This window comes from Rhodospirillaceae bacterium, assembly GCA_028819475.1.
In the GTDB taxonomy this organism is placed as follows: Bacteria; Pseudomonadota; Alphaproteobacteria; order Bin65; family Bin65; genus Bin65.
The window spans coordinates 23,935-40,109 of sequence record JAPPLJ010000012.1 but is presented as its reverse complement, the minus strand read 5'-3'; the positions used below and the strand labels follow the sequence as shown (position 1 = coordinate 40,109).

General features: G+C 67.7%; 17 protein-coding genes. 9 read left to right on the top strand and 8 right to left on the bottom strand.

All coding sequences use genetic code 11. From position 1 onward, the window contains the following. Nucleotides 1–270: 270 nt before the first annotated feature. A complete protein-coding gene (locus OXM58_02925) occupies nt 271–732 on the top strand; it encodes an Hsp20 family protein (GenBank protein ID MDE0147300.1) in 462 nt (153 codons plus the stop codon). 580 nt (nt 733–1,312) lie between these two features. Here the strand turns inward: OXM58_02925 and OXM58_02920 are convergent. From OXM58_02920 to OXM58_02905, 4 genes are all read right to left on the bottom strand, one after another. After that, nucleotides 1,313–1,993, bottom strand: coding sequence for a 3-oxoacid CoA-transferase subunit B (locus OXM58_02920; protein ID MDE0147299.1), 681 nt, complete (start codon nt 1,991–1,993; stop codon nt 1,313–1,315). Then, a complete protein-coding gene (locus tag OXM58_02915) occupies nt 1,990–2,655 on the bottom strand; it encodes a 3-oxoacid CoA-transferase subunit A (GenBank protein MDE0147298.1) in 666 nt (221 codons plus the stop codon). Before OXM58_02915 ends, OXM58_02920 begins: the two co-directional genes overlap by 4 nt. 177 nt (nt 2,656–2,832) lie before the next feature. Continuing rightward, nucleotides 2,833–4,320: a hypothetical protein gene (locus tag OXM58_02910; protein MDE0147297.1), complete on the bottom strand. Its 1,488-nt coding sequence runs from the start codon at nt 4,318–4,320 to the stop codon at nt 2,833–2,835. Between the two features lie 40 nt (nt 4,321–4,360). Beyond that, entirely contained in the window at nt 4,361–5,086 is a 726-nt protein-coding gene (locus OXM58_02905) for a heme ABC transporter permease (GenBank protein ID MDE0147296.1), read from the bottom strand. A gap of 164 nt (nt 5,087–5,250) precedes the next feature. Between OXM58_02905 and OXM58_02900 the strand changes: the two genes are divergently transcribed. Beyond that, entirely contained in the window at nt 5,251–5,640 is a 390-nt protein-coding gene (locus tag OXM58_02900; protein ID MDE0147295.1) for a lipid-A-disaccharide synthase N-terminal domain-containing protein, read from the top strand. Nucleotides 5,641–5,646: 6 nt separating this feature from the next. Here OXM58_02900 and OXM58_02895 read toward each other — a convergent pair whose 3' ends face one another. Then, nucleotides 5,647–6,525: a thermonuclease family protein gene (locus OXM58_02895; protein ID MDE0147294.1), complete on the bottom strand. Its 879-nt coding sequence runs from the start codon at nt 6,523–6,525 to the stop codon at nt 5,647–5,649. Here OXM58_02895 and pip point away from each other — a divergent pair. Continuing rightward, complete coding sequence (gene pip / locus OXM58_02890; protein ID MDE0147293.1) at nt 6,520–7,521, top strand: prolyl aminopeptidase; 1,002 nt, start codon at nt 6,520–6,522, stop codon at nt 7,519–7,521. The two genes, OXM58_02895 and pip, sit on opposite strands and share 6 nt — an antisense overlap. 17 nt (nt 7,522–7,538) lie before the next feature. On the opposite strand, the gene OXM58_02885 is transcribed toward pip, so the two are convergent. Next, nucleotides 7,539–7,829, bottom strand: coding sequence for a 4a-hydroxytetrahydrobiopterin dehydratase (locus tag OXM58_02885; GenBank protein ID MDE0147292.1), 291 nt, complete (start codon nt 7,827–7,829; stop codon nt 7,539–7,541). Between OXM58_02885 and OXM58_02880 the strand changes: the two genes are divergently transcribed. Next, nucleotides 7,813–8,418 (top strand): metallopeptidase family protein, encoded by a 606-nt coding sequence (locus OXM58_02880; protein MDE0147291.1) that lies wholly within the window; start codon nt 7,813–7,815, stop codon nt 8,416–8,418. The genes OXM58_02885 and OXM58_02880 overlap by 17 nt on opposite strands. A 67-nt stretch (nt 8,419–8,485) precedes the next feature. Then, nucleotides 8,486–10,891 carry an ATP-binding protein gene (locus tag OXM58_02875; protein ID MDE0147290.1) on the top strand — a complete coding sequence of 802 codons (2,406 nt, stop codon included), beginning with the start codon at nt 8,486–8,488 and terminating at the stop codon, nt 10,889–10,891. Nucleotides 10,892–10,895: 4 nt separating this feature from the next. Here the strand turns inward: OXM58_02875 and OXM58_02870 are convergent, their stop codons facing one another. Beyond that, nucleotides 10,896–11,879, bottom strand: a complete 984-nt coding sequence (locus OXM58_02870; GenBank protein MDE0147289.1) for an NADPH:quinone oxidoreductase family protein — start codon at nt 11,877–11,879, stop codon at nt 10,896–10,898. A 24-nt stretch (nt 11,880–11,903) separates the two neighbouring features. Next, a complete protein-coding gene (locus OXM58_02865; GenBank protein ID MDE0147288.1) occupies nt 11,904–12,932 on the bottom strand; it encodes an asparaginase in 1,029 nt (342 codons plus the stop codon). Between the two features lie 101 nt (nt 12,933–13,033). On the opposite strand from OXM58_02865, the gene OXM58_02860 reads away from it, so the two are divergent. The 4 genes from OXM58_02860 to OXM58_02845 all read left to right on the top strand — a co-directional run bounded on the left by OXM58_02860 (nt 13,034) and on the right by OXM58_02845 (nt 16,162). Beyond that, nucleotides 13,034–13,594 carry an RNA methyltransferase gene (locus tag OXM58_02860; protein MDE0147287.1) on the top strand — a complete coding sequence of 187 codons (561 nt, stop codon included), beginning with the start codon at nt 13,034–13,036 and terminating at the stop codon, nt 13,592–13,594. Between the two features lie 10 nt (nt 13,595–13,604). Continuing rightward, nucleotides 13,605–14,144, top strand: coding sequence for an invasion associated locus B family protein (locus tag OXM58_02855; protein ID MDE0147286.1), 540 nt, complete (start codon nt 13,605–13,607; stop codon nt 14,142–14,144). Between the two features lie 114 nt (nt 14,145–14,258). Beyond that, a complete protein-coding gene (locus tag OXM58_02850; GenBank protein MDE0147285.1) occupies nt 14,259–15,074 on the top strand; it encodes an aldolase/citrate lyase family protein in 816 nt (271 codons plus the stop codon). A gap of 50 nt (nt 15,075–15,124) precedes the next feature. After that, complete coding sequence (locus OXM58_02845; protein ID MDE0147284.1) at nt 15,125–16,162, top strand: NADP-dependent oxidoreductase; 1,038 nt, start codon at nt 15,125–15,127, stop codon at nt 16,160–16,162. The last annotated feature ends 13 nt before the right edge of the window (nt 16,163–16,175 follow it).

Genomic DNA, 16,175 nt, shown 5'->3' with positions numbered 1-16,175 from the left:
GGACAGGTTGAGAATCCCCTTTCGCAGAGAAATCCTCTGAAGAGGGGGAAGGATACAGGGCCCGCCCCGCCATTATTCGAGAGCATGGCGAATTCTTTCGGACCCCTTGAAGCCGGACCGATAATCCCCACATGCACCCTGCTCCGGATGCCGATTGCGGGTCCGGGGCCTGTCAACCCGGCTGCCGGCCATGAAGGCGGCGGCCCTGCGCCCCGAACCCGTCTTTTCGGTTTTTGGGGCCGATCACATTGCTTCGAAGGAGGATGTGCAATGACCCGTCTCGACTTTACCCCCCTGTTCCGCTCCACCGTCGGTTTCGACCGCGTTTCGCGCCTGCTCGAAGCGGCGATGAACGACAACGCCGGCGCCGCGGCGTCCTACCCGCCCTACAATATCGAAAAGCTGTCCGACGTCGCCTACCGCATCGTCATGGCGGTCGCCGGCTTCGGCGAGGAGGATATCGCCGTCACGGTGAAGGAAAACACGCTGTTCGTCGAAGGCCGCGTCGGCGGCAAGGAAGACGGCGCGCGCTATCTGCACCGCGGCATCGCCGGCCGCGCCTTCGAGCGGCGTTTCGATCTGGCCGAGCATATCCAGGTCGACGGCGCGTCGCTCGAGAACGGCCTGCTGGTCATCGACCTGCGCCGGGAAATCCCGGAAGCGCTGAAGCCGCGGACCATCGCGATCAAGTCCGCCGGTTCCCCGAAGGCGATCGGCAAGAAGGCCGCCTAGCGCCTCTCCCGCCCCGATCGTGGAAACCAAGCGCCGGCCGCCCGGGCAACCGGGCGGCCGGTTGCGTTATCGCGCCGGGAGGGCTTGACTCCTGCGTAGTAGAACATTATATGAACAAATGAGCGGGACGCCGGCCTGTCCGGCCACAAAAGAGGTTTATGCCGTTGGGTATACGGTGCCGGATTTCCGCCCAACGGCGAGAGGAAGCAGGTGAAATTCGGAAGGCCGCCCGTCAGTGGATATTCGAAATACCAGAATTGCCGCCCCGGACTTGTTCCGGGGCCCAGGGCCGCCCCGAAAAGTCTCAGCCCGTGGCCCCTTCGACAGGCTCAGGGCAGGCTCCTGGTCCCCGGATCGTCGCTGCGCTCCGTCCGGGGAGGCAATGGAGGGGCAATTTGCGGCATCGGCTGTCGGTGCTGCGGCGGGCCACGAACGCCCGGTTACGGACACAGGTGCAAAAAAACACGGTAGATAGACCGGTCGTTCTTTTCCGCGCCCGGATCAAGAAAATGGCGGAAATCCGCGGTTAACGCACCAAGTTAGTAAATGAACGATCGTAAAAGAATGTAGGAATTTATAGCTATAACACCGGCGCCGTCAGGATCCGCCAATCGTCGGCGAGACGCAGGCGCGCTTCGGCCTTGTCCTGCAGGCCGGCGAGGTCAATGCCGTCGATCATCTCGCGCACCAGCGGGCCGTCTTCGGCGATGTCGATCACGGCATAGTCGGAATAGATCCGGTCGACGCAGCGCTGCCCGGTGAGCGGATAGGTGCACCGGTCCAGGATCTTGGGCGCGCCCTGCCGGGTGCACAGTTCCATCATCACATAGATGCCGCGGGAGCCCATCGCGAGATCCATCGCGCCGCCGATCGCCGGCAGCCGGCTGTCGTCGCCGGTCGACCAGTTCGCCAGGTCGCCTTCGGCCGAGACCTGGTAGGCGCCGAGCACGCAGAGGTCGAGATGGCCGCCGCGGACCATGGCGAAACTGTCGGTATGGTGGAAGTAGGAACCGCCTTCCACCAGCGTCACCGGCTTCTTGCCGGCGTTGATCAGGTCCCAGTCCTCTTCGCCCTCCGCCGGGGACGGGCCGAGACCGAGAATGCCGTTCTCGCTGTGCAGCATGACCTCGCGGTCGTCGGGCAGGTAGTTCGCGACCATTTCCGGCATGCCGATGCCCAGATTGACATAGGCCCCGTCCGGGATGTCCTGGGCGATGCGCCAGGCGATCTGCGGCCGGCTCAGCGGTTGTGCCGTGCTCATCGGTCCACCTTGACGACCGCGTCGACGAAGATGCCGGGGGTGACGATCCGTTCGGGGTCCAGCCCGCCGCCGCCGTGGATTTCGTCGATCTCGGCAACGGTGCGCCGGCCGGCCATGGCCATCGACGGGCCGTAGTTGCGCGCCGCCTTGCGGTAGGTCAGGTTGCCGAAGCGGTCGGCGACATGCGCTTTGACCAGCGCGACGTCGCCGCGGATCGGCATTTCGAGCAGATAGTCCTTGCCGTCGATGCGCCGGACCTCCTTGCCGTCCGCGACCTGCGTGCCGACTCCGGTCGGCGTGTAGAAGCCGCCCAAGCCGGCGCCGCCGGCGCGGATCCGCTCGCTCAGCGTCCCCTGGGGCACGACCTCAAGCTCGATCTTGCCGGCAGCGTACAGCTCCGGGAAGACGACGCTGCCCACGCTGCGCGGGAACGAGCAGATCATCTTGCGCACCCGGCCCGCCGCCATGAGCGCCGCGATGCCGTGGCGGCCGACGCCGGCATTGTTGTTGACCAGCACGAGATCGCGGGCGCCCTGCTCGATCAGGCCTTCGACCAGGTCGTTCGGCACACCGGCCTCGCCGAAGCCGCTGACCAGCACTGTCGAACCGTCCTCGATGCCGTCGAGGGCGTCGGCCACGGAACGGGCGATTTTGTCGATCATGCAAATCCTGCGCTTCGCAGCGAAATGGCCGGAACCGGGGACGGGCGCCTGCCCTGCGCCCCCATCGGGGAATTCCGGGGCCGATGTCCTTCTTTCTAGCGGACCGGTCGAGAATTTTGCGCAATCTGGTGTCGCAGCCGCCGTCGATCAAACGAAGCGCGCGCCGGGCTCGGTCCCTCAGGCGCTGAACAGGAAAACGGCGCCGGTCACCGCCGCAAAGCTCGCGAGGGTGAAGAGGCCGTTCCAGCGCCAGGTCATTGCGGTTTCCTTGACGCCGGTTGCACGGCCCAGGAGCAGCGCCGTGGTCCCGAAAGGCGAACCGGTGAGGTTGAGGCACCAGCCCATGACGAAAGCAAAGCCGAGCAGCGTGGGATCGAGATCGAGGCCCGGAAGGCCGATCAGCAGGCTGCCGAAGAAGGTCGCGGTCATGATCGGCGGGACGGCCAGTTGCGACAGCAGGGGCACGGCGGCGACGACCAGCAGATAGATCGCCACGGCCGGCAGCCGGCCCGGCTGCAGCCATTCGCCGATCTGCGCCGGATCGAGCAGGCCGGCCAGCATCAGCCCGCAATAGCCGCCGGTGGACAGGGTCAGCGCTTCCGGCATGCTGCGGGGTATCGAGTCCGTCGCAACCTCGCCGATGCGCGCTGCGAAGGAGCCGCCCCGGGCCGGCGCCGCGCCGATGGTTCGGGGCGTCCGCGACTGAACCCAGAGCCAGGCCAGCGTGACGAGCGGGGCCATCAGCATCAGCCCGACAATGACGATCGCGCCCGACGCCAGGACGATCAGAACGCACCCGCCGATCAGCGCCAGGCAAACCAGCGAGAACCGGACCGCCGCCGCGCGGGGGAACGTCCGGCGGATGCCGGTCGGGAGCAGGCCGTCGCGCGCCAGGCGACGGCGCGCCCGCCGGCCCACGGCGCGGTCGTTCAGCCAGCCCAGCGGCAGGATCGCCACCGCAACCAGCGCGCCCATTCCGGCCAGCGCGATCGGGTCCGCGCCGACGATGACGACCGGGATGAGCGCCTGGGTCACCGCCGTCGGCGACCAGGCGATGACCCAGGAAAAGCCCCGGATCAGGGCCGACAGCTGACGCTGTTCCCGGATTGCCGCGGCGGCGGGCTCGTCGGCCCGCGTCGCCTCCACGCCGCGCATGATGAGCGGCCCGATCAGGCTGAGCGTGCCGAAGTTGAGGAGCAGGCCCATGATGTGGCTTCCGGCGTGAACCGCGAGATAACGCCGGCCGGGCGGTTGCCGGGTCAGGTAGTCGCCGAGCGCCAGCACCGACGAAGACCGGCTGGCCCCGACCCGCAGCAGCCCGATCAGGATCATGAAGGCGGCCAGAAAGGCGGCCCGCTGCAGCGACTGTTCGATCAGCGCACCCGGCGCCGGCGCGGCGAGCAGCGCCGCCGCGGTTATCGCGGCCGCGGCTGCCAGCAGGCCGCGTTCGCGCCAGCCGGTCAGGCCCAGGCCGATCGCGTAGCACAGGACCAGGCAGATCGAGGAGGCGAGCGCGGCGGCGCGCAGGCCGGCGAACTGATGAATGAGAACCGCCGTACACAGCAGCAGGAGGCCGCCGCCGAGCAGCCGGCCCACCGCAGCGCCCATAGCAGGACGCGGCACATCGGAAGCCGGGATTTCCCCAGTGGCGTCTTCCGCGCTCATGTCGAAGGCCCGGGGCGGAGGGCGGTCGGTCGCTGCACCCTTATCGCGCGCCGAGCTGCCGCAGTTGCAGGGCGCGCCGGCGCTGGGCCAGCAGGGCGGCCCGGCTGCGCAGGATCAGGACCGTCACGAAATAGGCCATGAATCCGGCGATCGTCAGCAGCAGCGGCCACAGCATCGAGCTGTGAATCGACGGGCCTGAGAGTTTGAGGATGCTCGCCGGCTGATGCAGCGTGCTCCACCAGTCGACGGAAAACTTGACGATCGGCAGGTTGACGACCCCGACGACGGCGAGCAGCGCCGCCGCCCGGGCGCCGCGCTGCGGGTCGTCGAAGGCCCGGGCCAGCGCGATATGCCCGAGATAGAGGAAGAACAGCACCAGCACCGAGGTCAGCCGCGCGTCCCACACCCACCAGGCACCCCACATCGGCTTGCCCCACAGCGAGCCGGTGGCGAGCGCCAGCGCGGTGAAGCAGGCGCCGATCGGCGAGGCGGCCTGGGCCACGATATCGGCGAGCGTATGGCGCCAGATCAGGCTGGCCGCGCTGAGCGCCGCCACGACGAGATAGACGAACAGCGCCATCCAGGCCGACGGCACATGGACATACATGATCCGCACGCTCTCGCCCTGCTGGTAATCGGCCGGCGCGAAGACCAGCGCCCAGGGAATGCCGATGCCCAGGCAGAGCAGGGTCGCCGCCAGGCTCCAGGGGTAGACGGCGCGGGCCATCCGGTTGAACCGGGCCGGGTTGGCGAAGCGGTGGAACATGGGCCGCAGGATAGGTCCGCTTCCGCGGCGCACCATCCCGGCGCTTTGTCGCCGCCGGTTCGATTCTCGCGGGCGGCATTCGCGCGGCACCGTGCCGTCTGGCGCCGGCGGCACCGTCCCGGCAGCGTCGTTCCGTTCCCCCTGCAGGAAGGACTCGTTACCCCATGGAATTTCTCGAAACGCTCAAGGGCCTGATGAACGTCGAGACGTCCGGCGAGCTGATCTGGGTGATGGTCGGCTTCCTGGGGCAGGCCATGTTCTCGGCCCGCTTCATCATCCAGTGGTTCGTCAGCGAGAAGGCGAAGGAGAGCATCGTTCCCATCGCCTTCTGGTATTTCAGTATTCTGGGCGGCATGACGCTGCTGACCTACGCCATCTGGCGCCGCGATCCGGTCATCATCTGCGGCCAGGCGGGCGGACTGATGATCTACGCCCGGAATCTCTGGTTCATCTACAGCAAGCGCGCCCGCGAGGCGGACAGGGTGCCGACGGACAGCGACGCAGAGCGGCTGGCTGCCGACACCGCAAGCGAAGCGGAAAGGAAATCGGGATAACGCGGGCTAATCCCCCGGCGGCAGCCGCTCGATCTGCTCCGGGTGGGTGGCGACGATCAGCGGGCCGTTCCGGCTGCGCACCCAGCCGCGCACACGGATTGTCCGGCCCTTCAGGGCCCGGAGGTCGAAGCCGGCCCGCCGGAACAGGCGGCGGGCGCGGGCGCCGATCCGCACGGTAAAGTCGGTCCGCCAGTTGTCGCCGAAATTCAGATAGGTGACGCTCCGGAACGCGGCGACGGCCTTCACCATGCCCTCGACAATCTGCCAGGATTCGAGGTCGCGCCGCACCGAACCGGCCGTTCGGACGGCATAGCGCCGATGCGCCCATAGCCCGAGGCCGGCCCGGCGCGCCCTGTCCTCCCGGGCCAGCAGCTCGGCGATGCGCGCCTGGTTTCCGGCATAGCTGCGCACCCGGACATGGCCGGCGGATACGAGTTCGCCCTGGACCCAGCGCGGCCCGACGAACAGATGGACGATCAGGCGGCCGTAGCGATCGATGCGGCGGCCGGCGTGGTACAGGCGGACCCGCCGGCCGAGGACGAGGGCCGCAAGCGCCCGCCGCGCCGCTTCGGCATGGGGCCAGGGGCCGCCGCCGCGGCCGGCCCTGCGCGGCGCGTCAACGCCGGCCAGCCGCGCCGTGTCGCCCGATGCCAGCCGCACCGCCGCGCCGTTCATGACCTCGACGACGCCGGCTTCGCCGGCCGGCTGCAGCGCCTCGGGCGCGGCTGCGGCGTGCGCCGCCGTCGTGGCCGGCAGCAGACAGAGGAACAGCGCCGCCCGTCCGGCGCCGCGGCGCAAGGAACGGGTGACCTTGCCGCCACGCTCGGCTACAGATGCGCCTCGCGTCTTCGCTATCGCCGGCAAGCCGGCCGCCCTGTCATGCATGCCGAAGCCAATCCGTCCGTCTCCCGATCCGTTTCCGATTCGGCTTCGACTGCCCGGGCCGAGCTGTTTCCGGCGATCGAACCTTACGACACCGGCTTCATCGCGCTCGATCATGGCCACAGGATGTACTGGGAGCAATCGGGCAACCCGGCCGGTGTCCCGGTCGTGTTCCTGCATGGCGGGCCGGGCGCCGGCACGTCGCCGACCCACCGGCGCTATTTCGATCCCGCCCACTACCGGATCGTCCTGTTCGATCAGCGCGGCGCCGGCCGGTCAACGCCGCCGGGCCATCTTGAGGCCAACACGACGCAACACCTGATTGCCGATATGGAGAAGCTGCGGGCGTTGCTCGGCATCGATTCCTGGTGGCTGTTCGGCGGGTCATGGGGCAGCGCCCTGGCAATGGCGTATGGCGCGGCCCATCCGGCGCGCTGCCGCGGTTTCGTCCTGCGCGGAATTTTCCTCGGCCGCCGGACCGAGCTGGACTGGTTCCTCACCGGCATGAAGCGGATATTCCCGGAAGCCCATCGCCGCTTCGCCGAATTCGTCCCGGCGGACGAGCGCGGCGACCTGCTGACCGCCTATCTCGCGCGGCTGACCGATCCCGATCCGGCGATCCACCTGCCCGCCGCCCGGGCGTGGAGCGCGTATGAGGGCGCCTGCTCCACGCTGCTGCCCAGCCCCGACACCGTCACGGCCTTCCAGCAGGATCGCATGGCGCTCGGTCTCGCACGGGTCGAGGCGCATTATTTCCGGCATGCCATGTTCCTGGAGGGCGTCGACCTGTTGCAGGGCATCGCCGGGCTCCGCCATCTGCCCTGCACCATCGTCCAGGGCCGCTACGATGTGGTGTGCCCGATCGTGACGGCAGACGAACTCGCCCGGACGTGGCCCGAGGCCACCTATGTCGTCGTGCCGGATGCCGGCCATTCGGCGATGGAACCCGGAATCCGCCGCGCCCTGCTCGAAACGATGGAACGCTGCAAGGAAGCGTGAGGAGAATATGCCGGGGCTTATCCGGCGGTTTCGTCGATGAAGCGGGCGAGCGCGATATCCTTTTCGCTGACGCCGCCGGCATCGTGGGTGCTCAGCGTGATCTCGACCCGGTTGTACACGTTGAACCATTCGGGATGATGGTCCGCCCGCTCGGCATAGAGCGCGACCCGCGCCATGAAGCCGAAGGCTTCGTTGAAATCCCGGAACCGGAAGCTCTTTGCAATCGCATCGCGGCCGTCGACCTCCGACCAGCCGGCGAGTCCCGCCAGCGCCTCGGCGCGCTGCGCGCCGGTGAGCCTTTCCGTCATCGTCGTCCTCCCGCGGTCGTCCTTCCACACCGGGCCGAACCCGGCCAAGCCTTGTGCGGCGCGCCGCGCTTCCTATCTCGGCGCTATGGCCGCAAGAGACCGCATAACGCCCCGCCGAAACCGGGCAATACCCGTCGTTACACCGCAGAACCGGCCGCGGCAAGGCGCGCCGGCGGTCGAGCGGGCGGTTGAGCGTGCGGCCGGGACGGACGACCCGGACGAGAAAATCCTGGCGATCGCGGAGCGGTGCTATGCGGCGCTTCCCGCCGAATTCCGGCAATATGCCGACAATGTCGTCATCACGATCCAGGATTTTCCCGACGCCGATACGCTCGCGCGTATGGGCTGCACAACGCGCTGGGATCTGCTCGGCCTCTACAGCGGCATCGCCGTGGGCGAGAAGGAAGCCGGATATGTTGCGCCGACGCCCGACCGGGTCTTTCTCTATGCCCGCCCGATTGCGGCCTATGCGAAAGATACCGGGGAACGGCTCGTCGACGTCGTCCGCCATGTCCTGATCCACGAGATCGGCCACCATTTCGGCCTGTCCGATGCCGATATGGAACGGATCGAGGCGGCTTGCCGGTGACCCGCCGCACGCCTGCCGGTTTGCCCGCTCGCGGGAACCGGACTTCGGCAACAGGACAGGACCCCAGATGGCCTCCACCGACCCCCTGACGCCTGAAGAACTGCGCTGGACCTGCGATCCGGCAGCCCTCGGTTTCGAGACCACGGCCGAACTGGAGCCGATTGAGGATGTCGTCGGTCAGCCGCGGGCGGTGGCGGCGCTCGAATTCGGCGTCGGGATCGACCGGCGGGGCTACAACCTGTTCTGCTTCGGCCCGCCGGGTTCCGGCAAGCATTCCATCGTGCGCAGCCATATCGTCCGCGCCGCGAACGGCCGCCCGCCGGCCCCGGACTGGGTCTACGTTCATAATTTCGACGAGCCGCACCGGCCGGCGGCGCTGAAACTGCCGACCGGGCGCGCCGGCCCGTTTCGCGAGGCGATGGAACAACTGGTGCGCGAACTCAAGGCAGGCATCCCGGCCGCCTTCGAATCGGACGAGTATCAGGCGCGCCGGAATGTCGTGGAGCAGGCGTTCCGCAATCGCCAGGCTGCTGCGTTCGGTGCGCTGCAGCAGGAAGCGGCCGCGCAGAATATCGTCGTCGTTCGCGGCGAACAGGGGTTCGCCTTTGCGCCGGCGGCCGATGGCCAGCCGATGCAGCAGGACGCCTTCGACGCGCTGCCGGAAGACCAGCGCGCGGCTTTCCAGAAGCTGGTCGAGGGGTTTCAGGCCAGGCTGCAGGAGGTGATGCGCCAGTATCCGGCCTGGGAGCAGGAGACCCGCGCGTCCCTGCGGACGCTCAACCGCGAAGTCGCCCGCAACGTAACTGCCGTACTCGTCAAGGAAGTCACGGACGCGTTCTCGGACCTGCCCGAAATCGTCGCCTATCTCGGCCGGATCGAAGACGATGTCGTCGACAATGTGTTCGATTTCCTGAAGGCGCAGCAGGAGCAGCGGCCGGCAGGCGAAAGCGGCCGGCAGATCGCCGATCTGGTCGGCCGGCCCAACGAACTGACGGGCCGCGACGAAAACGCCGGTTTCCGGCGCTACGCCGTCAACGTCGTCGTTCAGCACGATCCGGCAGGCGGCGCGCCGGTCGTCACCGAGGATGCGCCCGCGCTGGGCAACCTGATCGGCCGGGTGGAGCACACCGCCCGGTTCGGGACTCTGGTCACCGATTTCTCGCTGATCAAGCCGGGCGCGCTGCACAGGGCCAACGGCGGGTTCCTGATCGTCGACGCGCGCAAGCTGCTGATGCAGCCGATGGCGTGGGAGGAGTTGAAACGCGCCCTGATCGCCCGCGAGGTCCGGATCGGCACGCTGCCCCAGCTCATGGGCCAGCAGACGACGGTGACGCTCGAGCCCCAGCCGGTACCGCTGAGCGTGAAGGTCCTGCTGATCGGCGAACCCGGCTTGTACTACACGCTGGCCGCGCGCGACCCGGATTTTGCCGCCCTGTTCAAGGTGGCGGTCGAGTTTGCCGGCCATCTTGACCGGACGGCCGAAAATACCGCGCTTTACGCCCGCCTGATCGCCAGAATCCAGCAGCGCGAGAATTTGCTGCCGCTCGCCGCACCGGCCGTCGCCCGCCTGCTGGAGCATGCCGCCCGCTCGGTCTCGGACCGGACCAAACTGTCGGCGCAGGTGGCTGAAATCTACGACATCATGCGCGAAGGCGAGCATGCTGCGCGGCGCGACGGCCGGGATGCCGTCGCAGCGGACGACATCCGGTCCGCCATCCAGGCGCGGATCTACCGGTCGGACCGCATCCGCGAGACGATGTACGAGCGGATCGAGCGCGATTCGGTGCTGATTTCGACCGACGGCGAGGCGGTCGGCCAGATCAACGGCCTGAGCGTGCTCACGGTCGGCGGGTTCTCGTTCGGCAAGCCGTCCCGGGTGTCGGCCAGCGTCCGCTTCGGCAAGGGCGAGGTGATCGATATCGAGCGGCAGGTCGAACTGGGCGGCCCGCTCCATTCCAAGGGAATCCTCATTCTGCAGGGATTTCTCGGCCGGCGGTTCGGGCAGGACCGGCCGATCGCCATGTCGGCGAGTCTCGTGATGGAGCAGTCCTATGGCGGCGTCGACGGCGACAGCGCTTCGTCGACGGAACTCTATGCCCTGCTCTCGGCCTTGAGCGGCATCCCGGTCCGGCAGTCTTTCGCCGTCACGGGTTCGGTCAACCAGTTCGGCGAGGTGCAGGTGATCGGCGGGGTGAACGAGAAGATCGAGGGGTTCTTCGATATCTGCCGGGCGCGCGGATTGACGGGCAGGCAGGGCGTGCTCATCCCGAGATCCAATGCCGAAAACCTGATGTTGCGCCGGGACGTCGTGGATGCCTGCGCCGAAGGCAGGTTCAGCGTCCACGCCGTCGCCTCGATCGACGAAGGTATCGAGGTATTGACCGGGATCGGCGCCGATACCGTCAACGCACGGGTCGGCGAGACGCTCGACCGGTTTGCCGAACGGGCCAAGGAGTTCGCCGGCAGTTTCTAGCCGGTCAGGAAAGCCCTGTCTCGATAACGATCTTGCCGGTCGATTTGCGTGCCAGCAGCATGGCCATGGCGGCCGGGGTTTCCTCCAGGCCGAAGGTGGCGGAAATGTGCGGCGTCAGCAGGCCGTCGGCGTACCAGCCGAGCAGTTCCTCGAAGCCGCGCAGGATCACCGGCGGATCGTTCTTCATGTAGGCGCCCCAGAACACCCCCACGGCGGCGGCGTTCTTGAGCAGCAGGTAGTTGGCCGGCGCCTGCGGAATGCGGCCGGCGGCAAAGCCGATGACCAGCAGCCGGCCTTCCCAGGCGATGCAGCGCAGCGAGGCGTCGAACACGTCGCCGCCGACCGGGTCGTAGATGACGTTGGCGCCCTTGCCGCCGGTCAGCTCCAGGACCCGGCTGCGGATATCCTCCTCGGAATAGTCGATCGTCGCGTCGGCGCCGTTGGCTTCGGCGATGGCGCGTTTCTCGGCGCCCCGGGCCGTGCCGATCACGCGCGCCCCGAGAACCTTGCCGATCTGGACGGCCGTCAGTCCGACGCCGCCGGCGGCGCCGTGAACCAGCAGGGTTTCGCCCGGTTGAAGCGCGCCGCGATGGCGCAGCGCGAGATGCGACGTGCCGTAGGCGACCGGGAAGGCGGCCGCGTCGGCGAAACCCATGCTGTCGGGAATTTTCAGGACCCGCCCCGCTTCCGTGACGCAGCGTTCGGCAAAGCCGCCATGGCCGGTCAGCGCCATGACCCGGTCGCCTTCCTTCAGGCCGGTAACGCCGGCGCCCACGGCCTCGATCTCGCCGGCGGCCTCCATGCCCGGGCTGAAGGGGAACGGCGGTTTTTCCTGGTATTTGCCGGCCACGATCAGCGTGTCGGCAAAGTTCAGGCCCGCGGCGTGAACGGCGATGCGCACCTCGCCCGCTTCCGGATCGCGCACCGGCAGCGAGTCCACCGTCAGGTTTTCCGGATCGGTCCATTCCCGAACAACGACTGCCCGCATGGCGTATCTTCCCCTTATCGATTGTCAGAGTCTGCCCAGCCAGCCGGGCGCGATGTCGAAACTGCCGACGATTTCGCCGGCGGCATTCCGGATCGGCGGCTCCACATAAGGGCGAAGCGCGGCCCAGTCCGCATCGTCCAGCAGTTCGAGATAGCGCAGGATGGCGGCCATCGCCACCTCCGCAGCCCGGCGCGCCCCGTCGTCGATCTTCAGCGCAACGCCGAGACCGAAATAGGGCAGGGCCGCCGCATAGACGCCTTCCGCGCCGGTCTTGACGACAAGGCCGTGGCCTTTCCGGCGTATCAGAGCCGTATCGAACCGTTCGCTTCCGGCGACATGTTCGGGATAGCTGGCGATGGCGACCCTGAGCCGCCGGATGGCGGACTGGCGCGGTACCGGCAGGCCGCGCGTATCGGCAAAACGGGCGAACCCCCGCGCGATAGCGTGCAGCGGGATGGCCCAGCAGGGTGCGCCGCAGCCGTCGACGGTCAGCGCCGCCACGGTCAGATCCGCTTCGGTCATTTCGGACAGAATTTCCCGGATGCGCCGTTGTACGGGATGGTCCGGTCTTGCGTATCCATCCAGGGGCTGGCCGCCATTGAGCGCCGCCGAGATCATCGCCAGATGTTTGCCGCTGCAGTTGTTGTGGAGCCGGGTCGGGGCTTCGCCGTTCGCCTCCATGCGGACGCCCGACATGTGGCCGAGCGGCAGATGCGGCCCGCAGGCCAGTGCCGCTTCGGGCACGTCCAGCCGGTGCAGCCAGCGCCGCCCCGTGCGCACATGGATCGGATCGCCGCTGTGGGAGGCGCAGGCCAGGGCGATTTCGTCGCCGGTGGCTTTCCAGACATCCGCGGCGCCGTCCTCGATGAACGGGATCGCCTGAAGCGGCTTGATCGCCGAACGCGGCAGGACGGGCCGTCCGACCGCGCCCGCTGCGAGCACGGTTTCCCCGTCCGCATCGATCACGCACACGGCGCCGCGATGGACGCTTTCCGGAAAGCCCGAGCGGGTGACGTTGATCAGTACGGGATTGGGCGACGGATCGTCGGTCATGGGCTCAGGGCGGGACCAGGAGAGACCGGGGGCGTTAGACCGGGCCCGAATTTCGCAATGTCATCTTGTCCGGTTCATAGAGGCAGGCCACATCACTGTCCATGCGCGGATATTTCGGCATCGGGGCGGAAGGTGTTTCGAAGGCCATGAATGCGGGCGCGCTGTTTCGCACCGCCCACGCCTTCGGCGCCAGCTTTCTGTTCACCGTCGATGCCGCCTGCAGCCGGAGCGAACTCGGAAAATCCGATACGTCCAAAAGCTGGGCGCATGTGCCGCTGCACGATTTCGAGTCCTGGCGGGACATCCGCCTGCCCGCAGGATGTAGCCTTGTCGGCATCGAGCTGACGGAGAGCGCGATCGAACTGCCCAGTTTCACGCATCCGCCGCAGGCGGCCTATATCCTGGGGCCGGAACGCGGGAGTCTTTCGCCGGAAGTCACCGCGTTGTGCGCGCATGTGGTGAAGATCCCGACCAAATTCTCCGTGAACGTGGCTTTGGCCGGCGCGATCGTGATGTATGATCGGCTTCTGTCGATGGGCCGCTTCGCGCGTCGGCCGGAGATGCCGGGCGGGCCGGCGGAGTCTCTGCCGCCGCCGGAATTCGGCCCGCCGCTATGGGTGCGAAAGCAGCGAAACCGGGAAAAGCTGGGTGAATCGGGATAGTCCCGCCGGAATGTTGGCCAGGATCTGCCGGCATGCTGCCGCAATTGCCTGCATCGGCGCCGGGGCGATTGCGGCCCTGCAGGGGCCGGCCGCGGCGCAACCCGCGCCGAAGAGTTTCATCGCCAAATACAAGGACTGGGAAGTCCACAAGGCCAAGGCCGCGGGGGCAGCCGTCTGCTATGCGGCCGCCATACCGAAACAGAGCCGGGGAAAATACAAGCGCCGGGGCGAGACCAGCCTGCTGGTTTCCTTCTGGCCGAAGCACAAGGTGCGCGGGCAGGTCGAGGTCCGCGCCGGCTACCGCTACAAGGCCGGCATCGCCGCCACGCTGAAATTCAACAACGGCGCGACGTTCAAGCTCCGCACCAGCGCGGACAGCGCCTGGGGCGAAGATGCGGCCGAAGACCGGAAGATCGTCAGGAACCTGTCCGACCGCGCGCGCCTGACCGTGACCGGCCGGTCGTCGCGCGGCACGCTGACGGTCGACACGTATTCGCTGGCCGGATTTCGGGCGGCCTTTGCCCGGGCGAAATCCGCCTGCGGCATGTAGCGGCCTGCCGCAACGGCGACAGGACTCCCCTTTCCGGTACGCGCACCCTAAACAGGGGCGTTAACCTCAAACAGGGGCGTCAACCTCGCGCCCGGCAATTCCGGTAGTACGCCCATGATTCGCAGCAATCCCGTGAAGGCCCGGCTTGCGGCCGGCAGGAAATCCCTCGGCCTCTGGCTGGTGGCCAACAGCAGCATGAACGCGGAGATCGTCGCCCGGGCCGGCGTCGATTTCGTCATCATCGATCACGAACACGGGCCGGGCGACCTGATGGGGGCGGCGGCGCAGATGCAGGCGCTGTGCTCCGGCAGCATCGGCGCGGCCAACGACGACGGCCGCGCGCCGGGCGGCCCGGCCGCGTTCATCCGGGTGCCGTGGAACGATACGCCCTACATCAAGCGTGCGCTGGATACCGGCGCCGAGGGCATCATGGTGCCCTATGTCGAGACCGCCGCAGAGGCCGAGGTGGCGGTGCGCGCCTGCAAATACCCGCCGGCCGGCAACCGGGGCTGCGCCGTCAGCGCGATCCGCGCCACCGGGTTCGGGCACGATTCAGCCGAATACTGGAACCGAATCGACGACGAAGTCTGCGCCATAATTCAGATCGAGACGCAGAAGGGTGTCGCCAACATTCCGGAGATCGCGCAGGTCGACGGCGTCGATATCCTGTTCATCGGCCCGACCGACCTGACCGCCACCAGCGGCTACAACCCGACCGTGCCGGCGGCGGAGGCCCGCGCCATTATCGAAAGTGCCGAAGCGGCGGTGAAGGCGTCGGGCAAGCCGATGGCCGCCGTGCCCCATTCGGGCCATTCGCCGGCTCAGATGTTCGATCGCGGTTACGACCTGGTTGCCGCCGGCAGCGACCTTTCCCTGATTCGCGCCGGCGCCCGCGCCGCCATGGACGCCCACCGCGAGCGATGGGGCTGAACCCTCGGTCGAAAGCATCCGCGACCGCCCAAGAACGGAATACCGAAGTCATGACGCTTGTGAACCGCCAATGGCTGCTGGCCGAACGGCCGGCCGGGATGTTCGACGAATCCAATTTCCGGCTCGTGGAAACGCCGGTCCCGGAACCGGGCGAAGGCGAAATCCTGATCCACAACATCTGGCTCTCGGTCGATCCCTACATGCGTGGCCGGATGAATGCCGGGAAAAGCTATGCGAAACCAGTCGAGGTCGGCGCCGTAATGGAGGGCGGCACGGTCGGCGAGGTCGTCGCGTCGAATCATCCGGACTTCCGTGTCGGCGACATCGTCGAGGAGCGGCTGGGCTGGCAGGAATACGGTGTCACCGGCGGCCGGCTCACCCGCAGGATCGACCCTGCCCTGGCGCCGGTTTCGACCGCCGTCGGCGTTCTCGGCATGCCCGGCATGACAGCCTATTTCGGCACGAAAGAGGTGATGAGCGTCAAGGCGGGCGACACGGTCGTCGTGTCGGCCGCGTCCGGCGCCGTCGGCGGGCTGGTCGGCCAGATCGCCCGGATAGAGGGCGCCGCACAGGTCGTCGGCATTGCCGGCGGCGAGGCCAAGTGCGGCTATTGCGTCGACGAGCTGGGCTACGACGCCTGTCTCGACTATCGCCGCTTCGGCAAGGATTCCGCGGCCCTCGGTGCAGCTTTGGCGGAGGCCTGCCCGGACGGCATCGACGGCTATTTCGACAATGTCGGCGGCTGGATTTCCGACGCCGTCTATCCGCTGACCAATCCGTTCGGCCGGGTCGCTATCTGTGGCATGATCAGCGAATACAACCTGACCGAGCCGGAACGGGTGCCGCGTTATACCCGCCAGATCCTCACCAACCGGCTGCGCGTCACCGGTTTCATCGTCACCGATTTCTGGAGCCGCTGGCAGGAGGGCCTGGAGGCGATGGCCGGCTGGATCGCCGAAGGCCGGATCAGGTATCGCGAAGATGTCGAGGTCGGCATCGAAAATGCGCCCAGGGCCCTGCTGAAGCTGTTCCGCAGCGAGAATTTCGGCAAACAACTGGTCAGGCTGCGCGACGACCCGACGGTCTGAGCCGGCCTGAACC

Coding starts and splice junctions, on each gene's coding strand:
- OXM58_02925 (MDE0147300.1), top strand. CDS start 271: ATGACCCGTCTCGACTTTACCCCCCTGTTCCGCTCCACCGTCGGTTTC.
- OXM58_02915 (MDE0147298.1), bottom strand. CDS start 2,655: ATGATCGACAAAATCGCCCGTTCCGTGGCCGACGCCCTCGACGGCATC.
- OXM58_02845 (MDE0147284.1), top strand. CDS start 15,125: ATGACGCTTGTGAACCGCCAATGGCTGCTGGCCGAACGGCCGGCCGGG.
- OXM58_02920 (MDE0147299.1), bottom strand. CDS start 1,993: ATGAGCACGGCACAACCGCTGAGCCGGCCGCAGATCGCCTGGCGCATC.
- OXM58_02910 (MDE0147297.1), bottom strand. CDS start 4,320: ATGAGCGCGGAAGACGCCACTGGGGAAATCCCGGCTTCCGATGTGCCG.
- pip (MDE0147293.1), top strand. CDS start 6,520: ATGCATGCCGAAGCCAATCCGTCCGTCTCCCGATCCGTTTCCGATTCG.
- OXM58_02860 (MDE0147287.1), top strand. CDS start 13,034: ATGCGCGGATATTTCGGCATCGGGGCGGAAGGTGTTTCGAAGGCCATG.
- OXM58_02905 (MDE0147296.1), bottom strand. CDS start 5,086: ATGTTCCACCGCTTCGCCAACCCGGCCCGGTTCAACCGGATGGCCCGC.
- OXM58_02850 (MDE0147285.1), top strand. CDS start 14,259: ATGATTCGCAGCAATCCCGTGAAGGCCCGGCTTGCGGCCGGCAGGAAA.
- OXM58_02870 (MDE0147289.1), bottom strand. CDS start 11,879: ATGCGGGCAGTCGTTGTTCGGGAATGGACCGATCCGGAAAACCTGACG.
- OXM58_02855 (MDE0147286.1), top strand. CDS start 13,605: ATGTTGGCCAGGATCTGCCGGCATGCTGCCGCAATTGCCTGCATCGGC.
- OXM58_02865 (MDE0147288.1), bottom strand. CDS start 12,932: ATGACCGACGATCCGTCGCCCAATCCCGTACTGATCAACGTCACCCGC.
- OXM58_02875 (MDE0147290.1), top strand. CDS start 8,486: ATGGCCTCCACCGACCCCCTGACGCCTGAAGAACTGCGCTGGACCTGC.
- OXM58_02895 (MDE0147294.1), bottom strand. CDS start 6,525: ATGCATGACAGGGCGGCCGGCTTGCCGGCGATAGCGAAGACGCGAGGC.
- OXM58_02885 (MDE0147292.1), bottom strand. CDS start 7,829: ATGACGGAAAGGCTCACCGGCGCGCAGCGCGCCGAGGCGCTGGCGGGA.
- OXM58_02900 (MDE0147295.1), top strand. CDS start 5,251: ATGGAATTTCTCGAAACGCTCAAGGGCCTGATGAACGTCGAGACGTCC.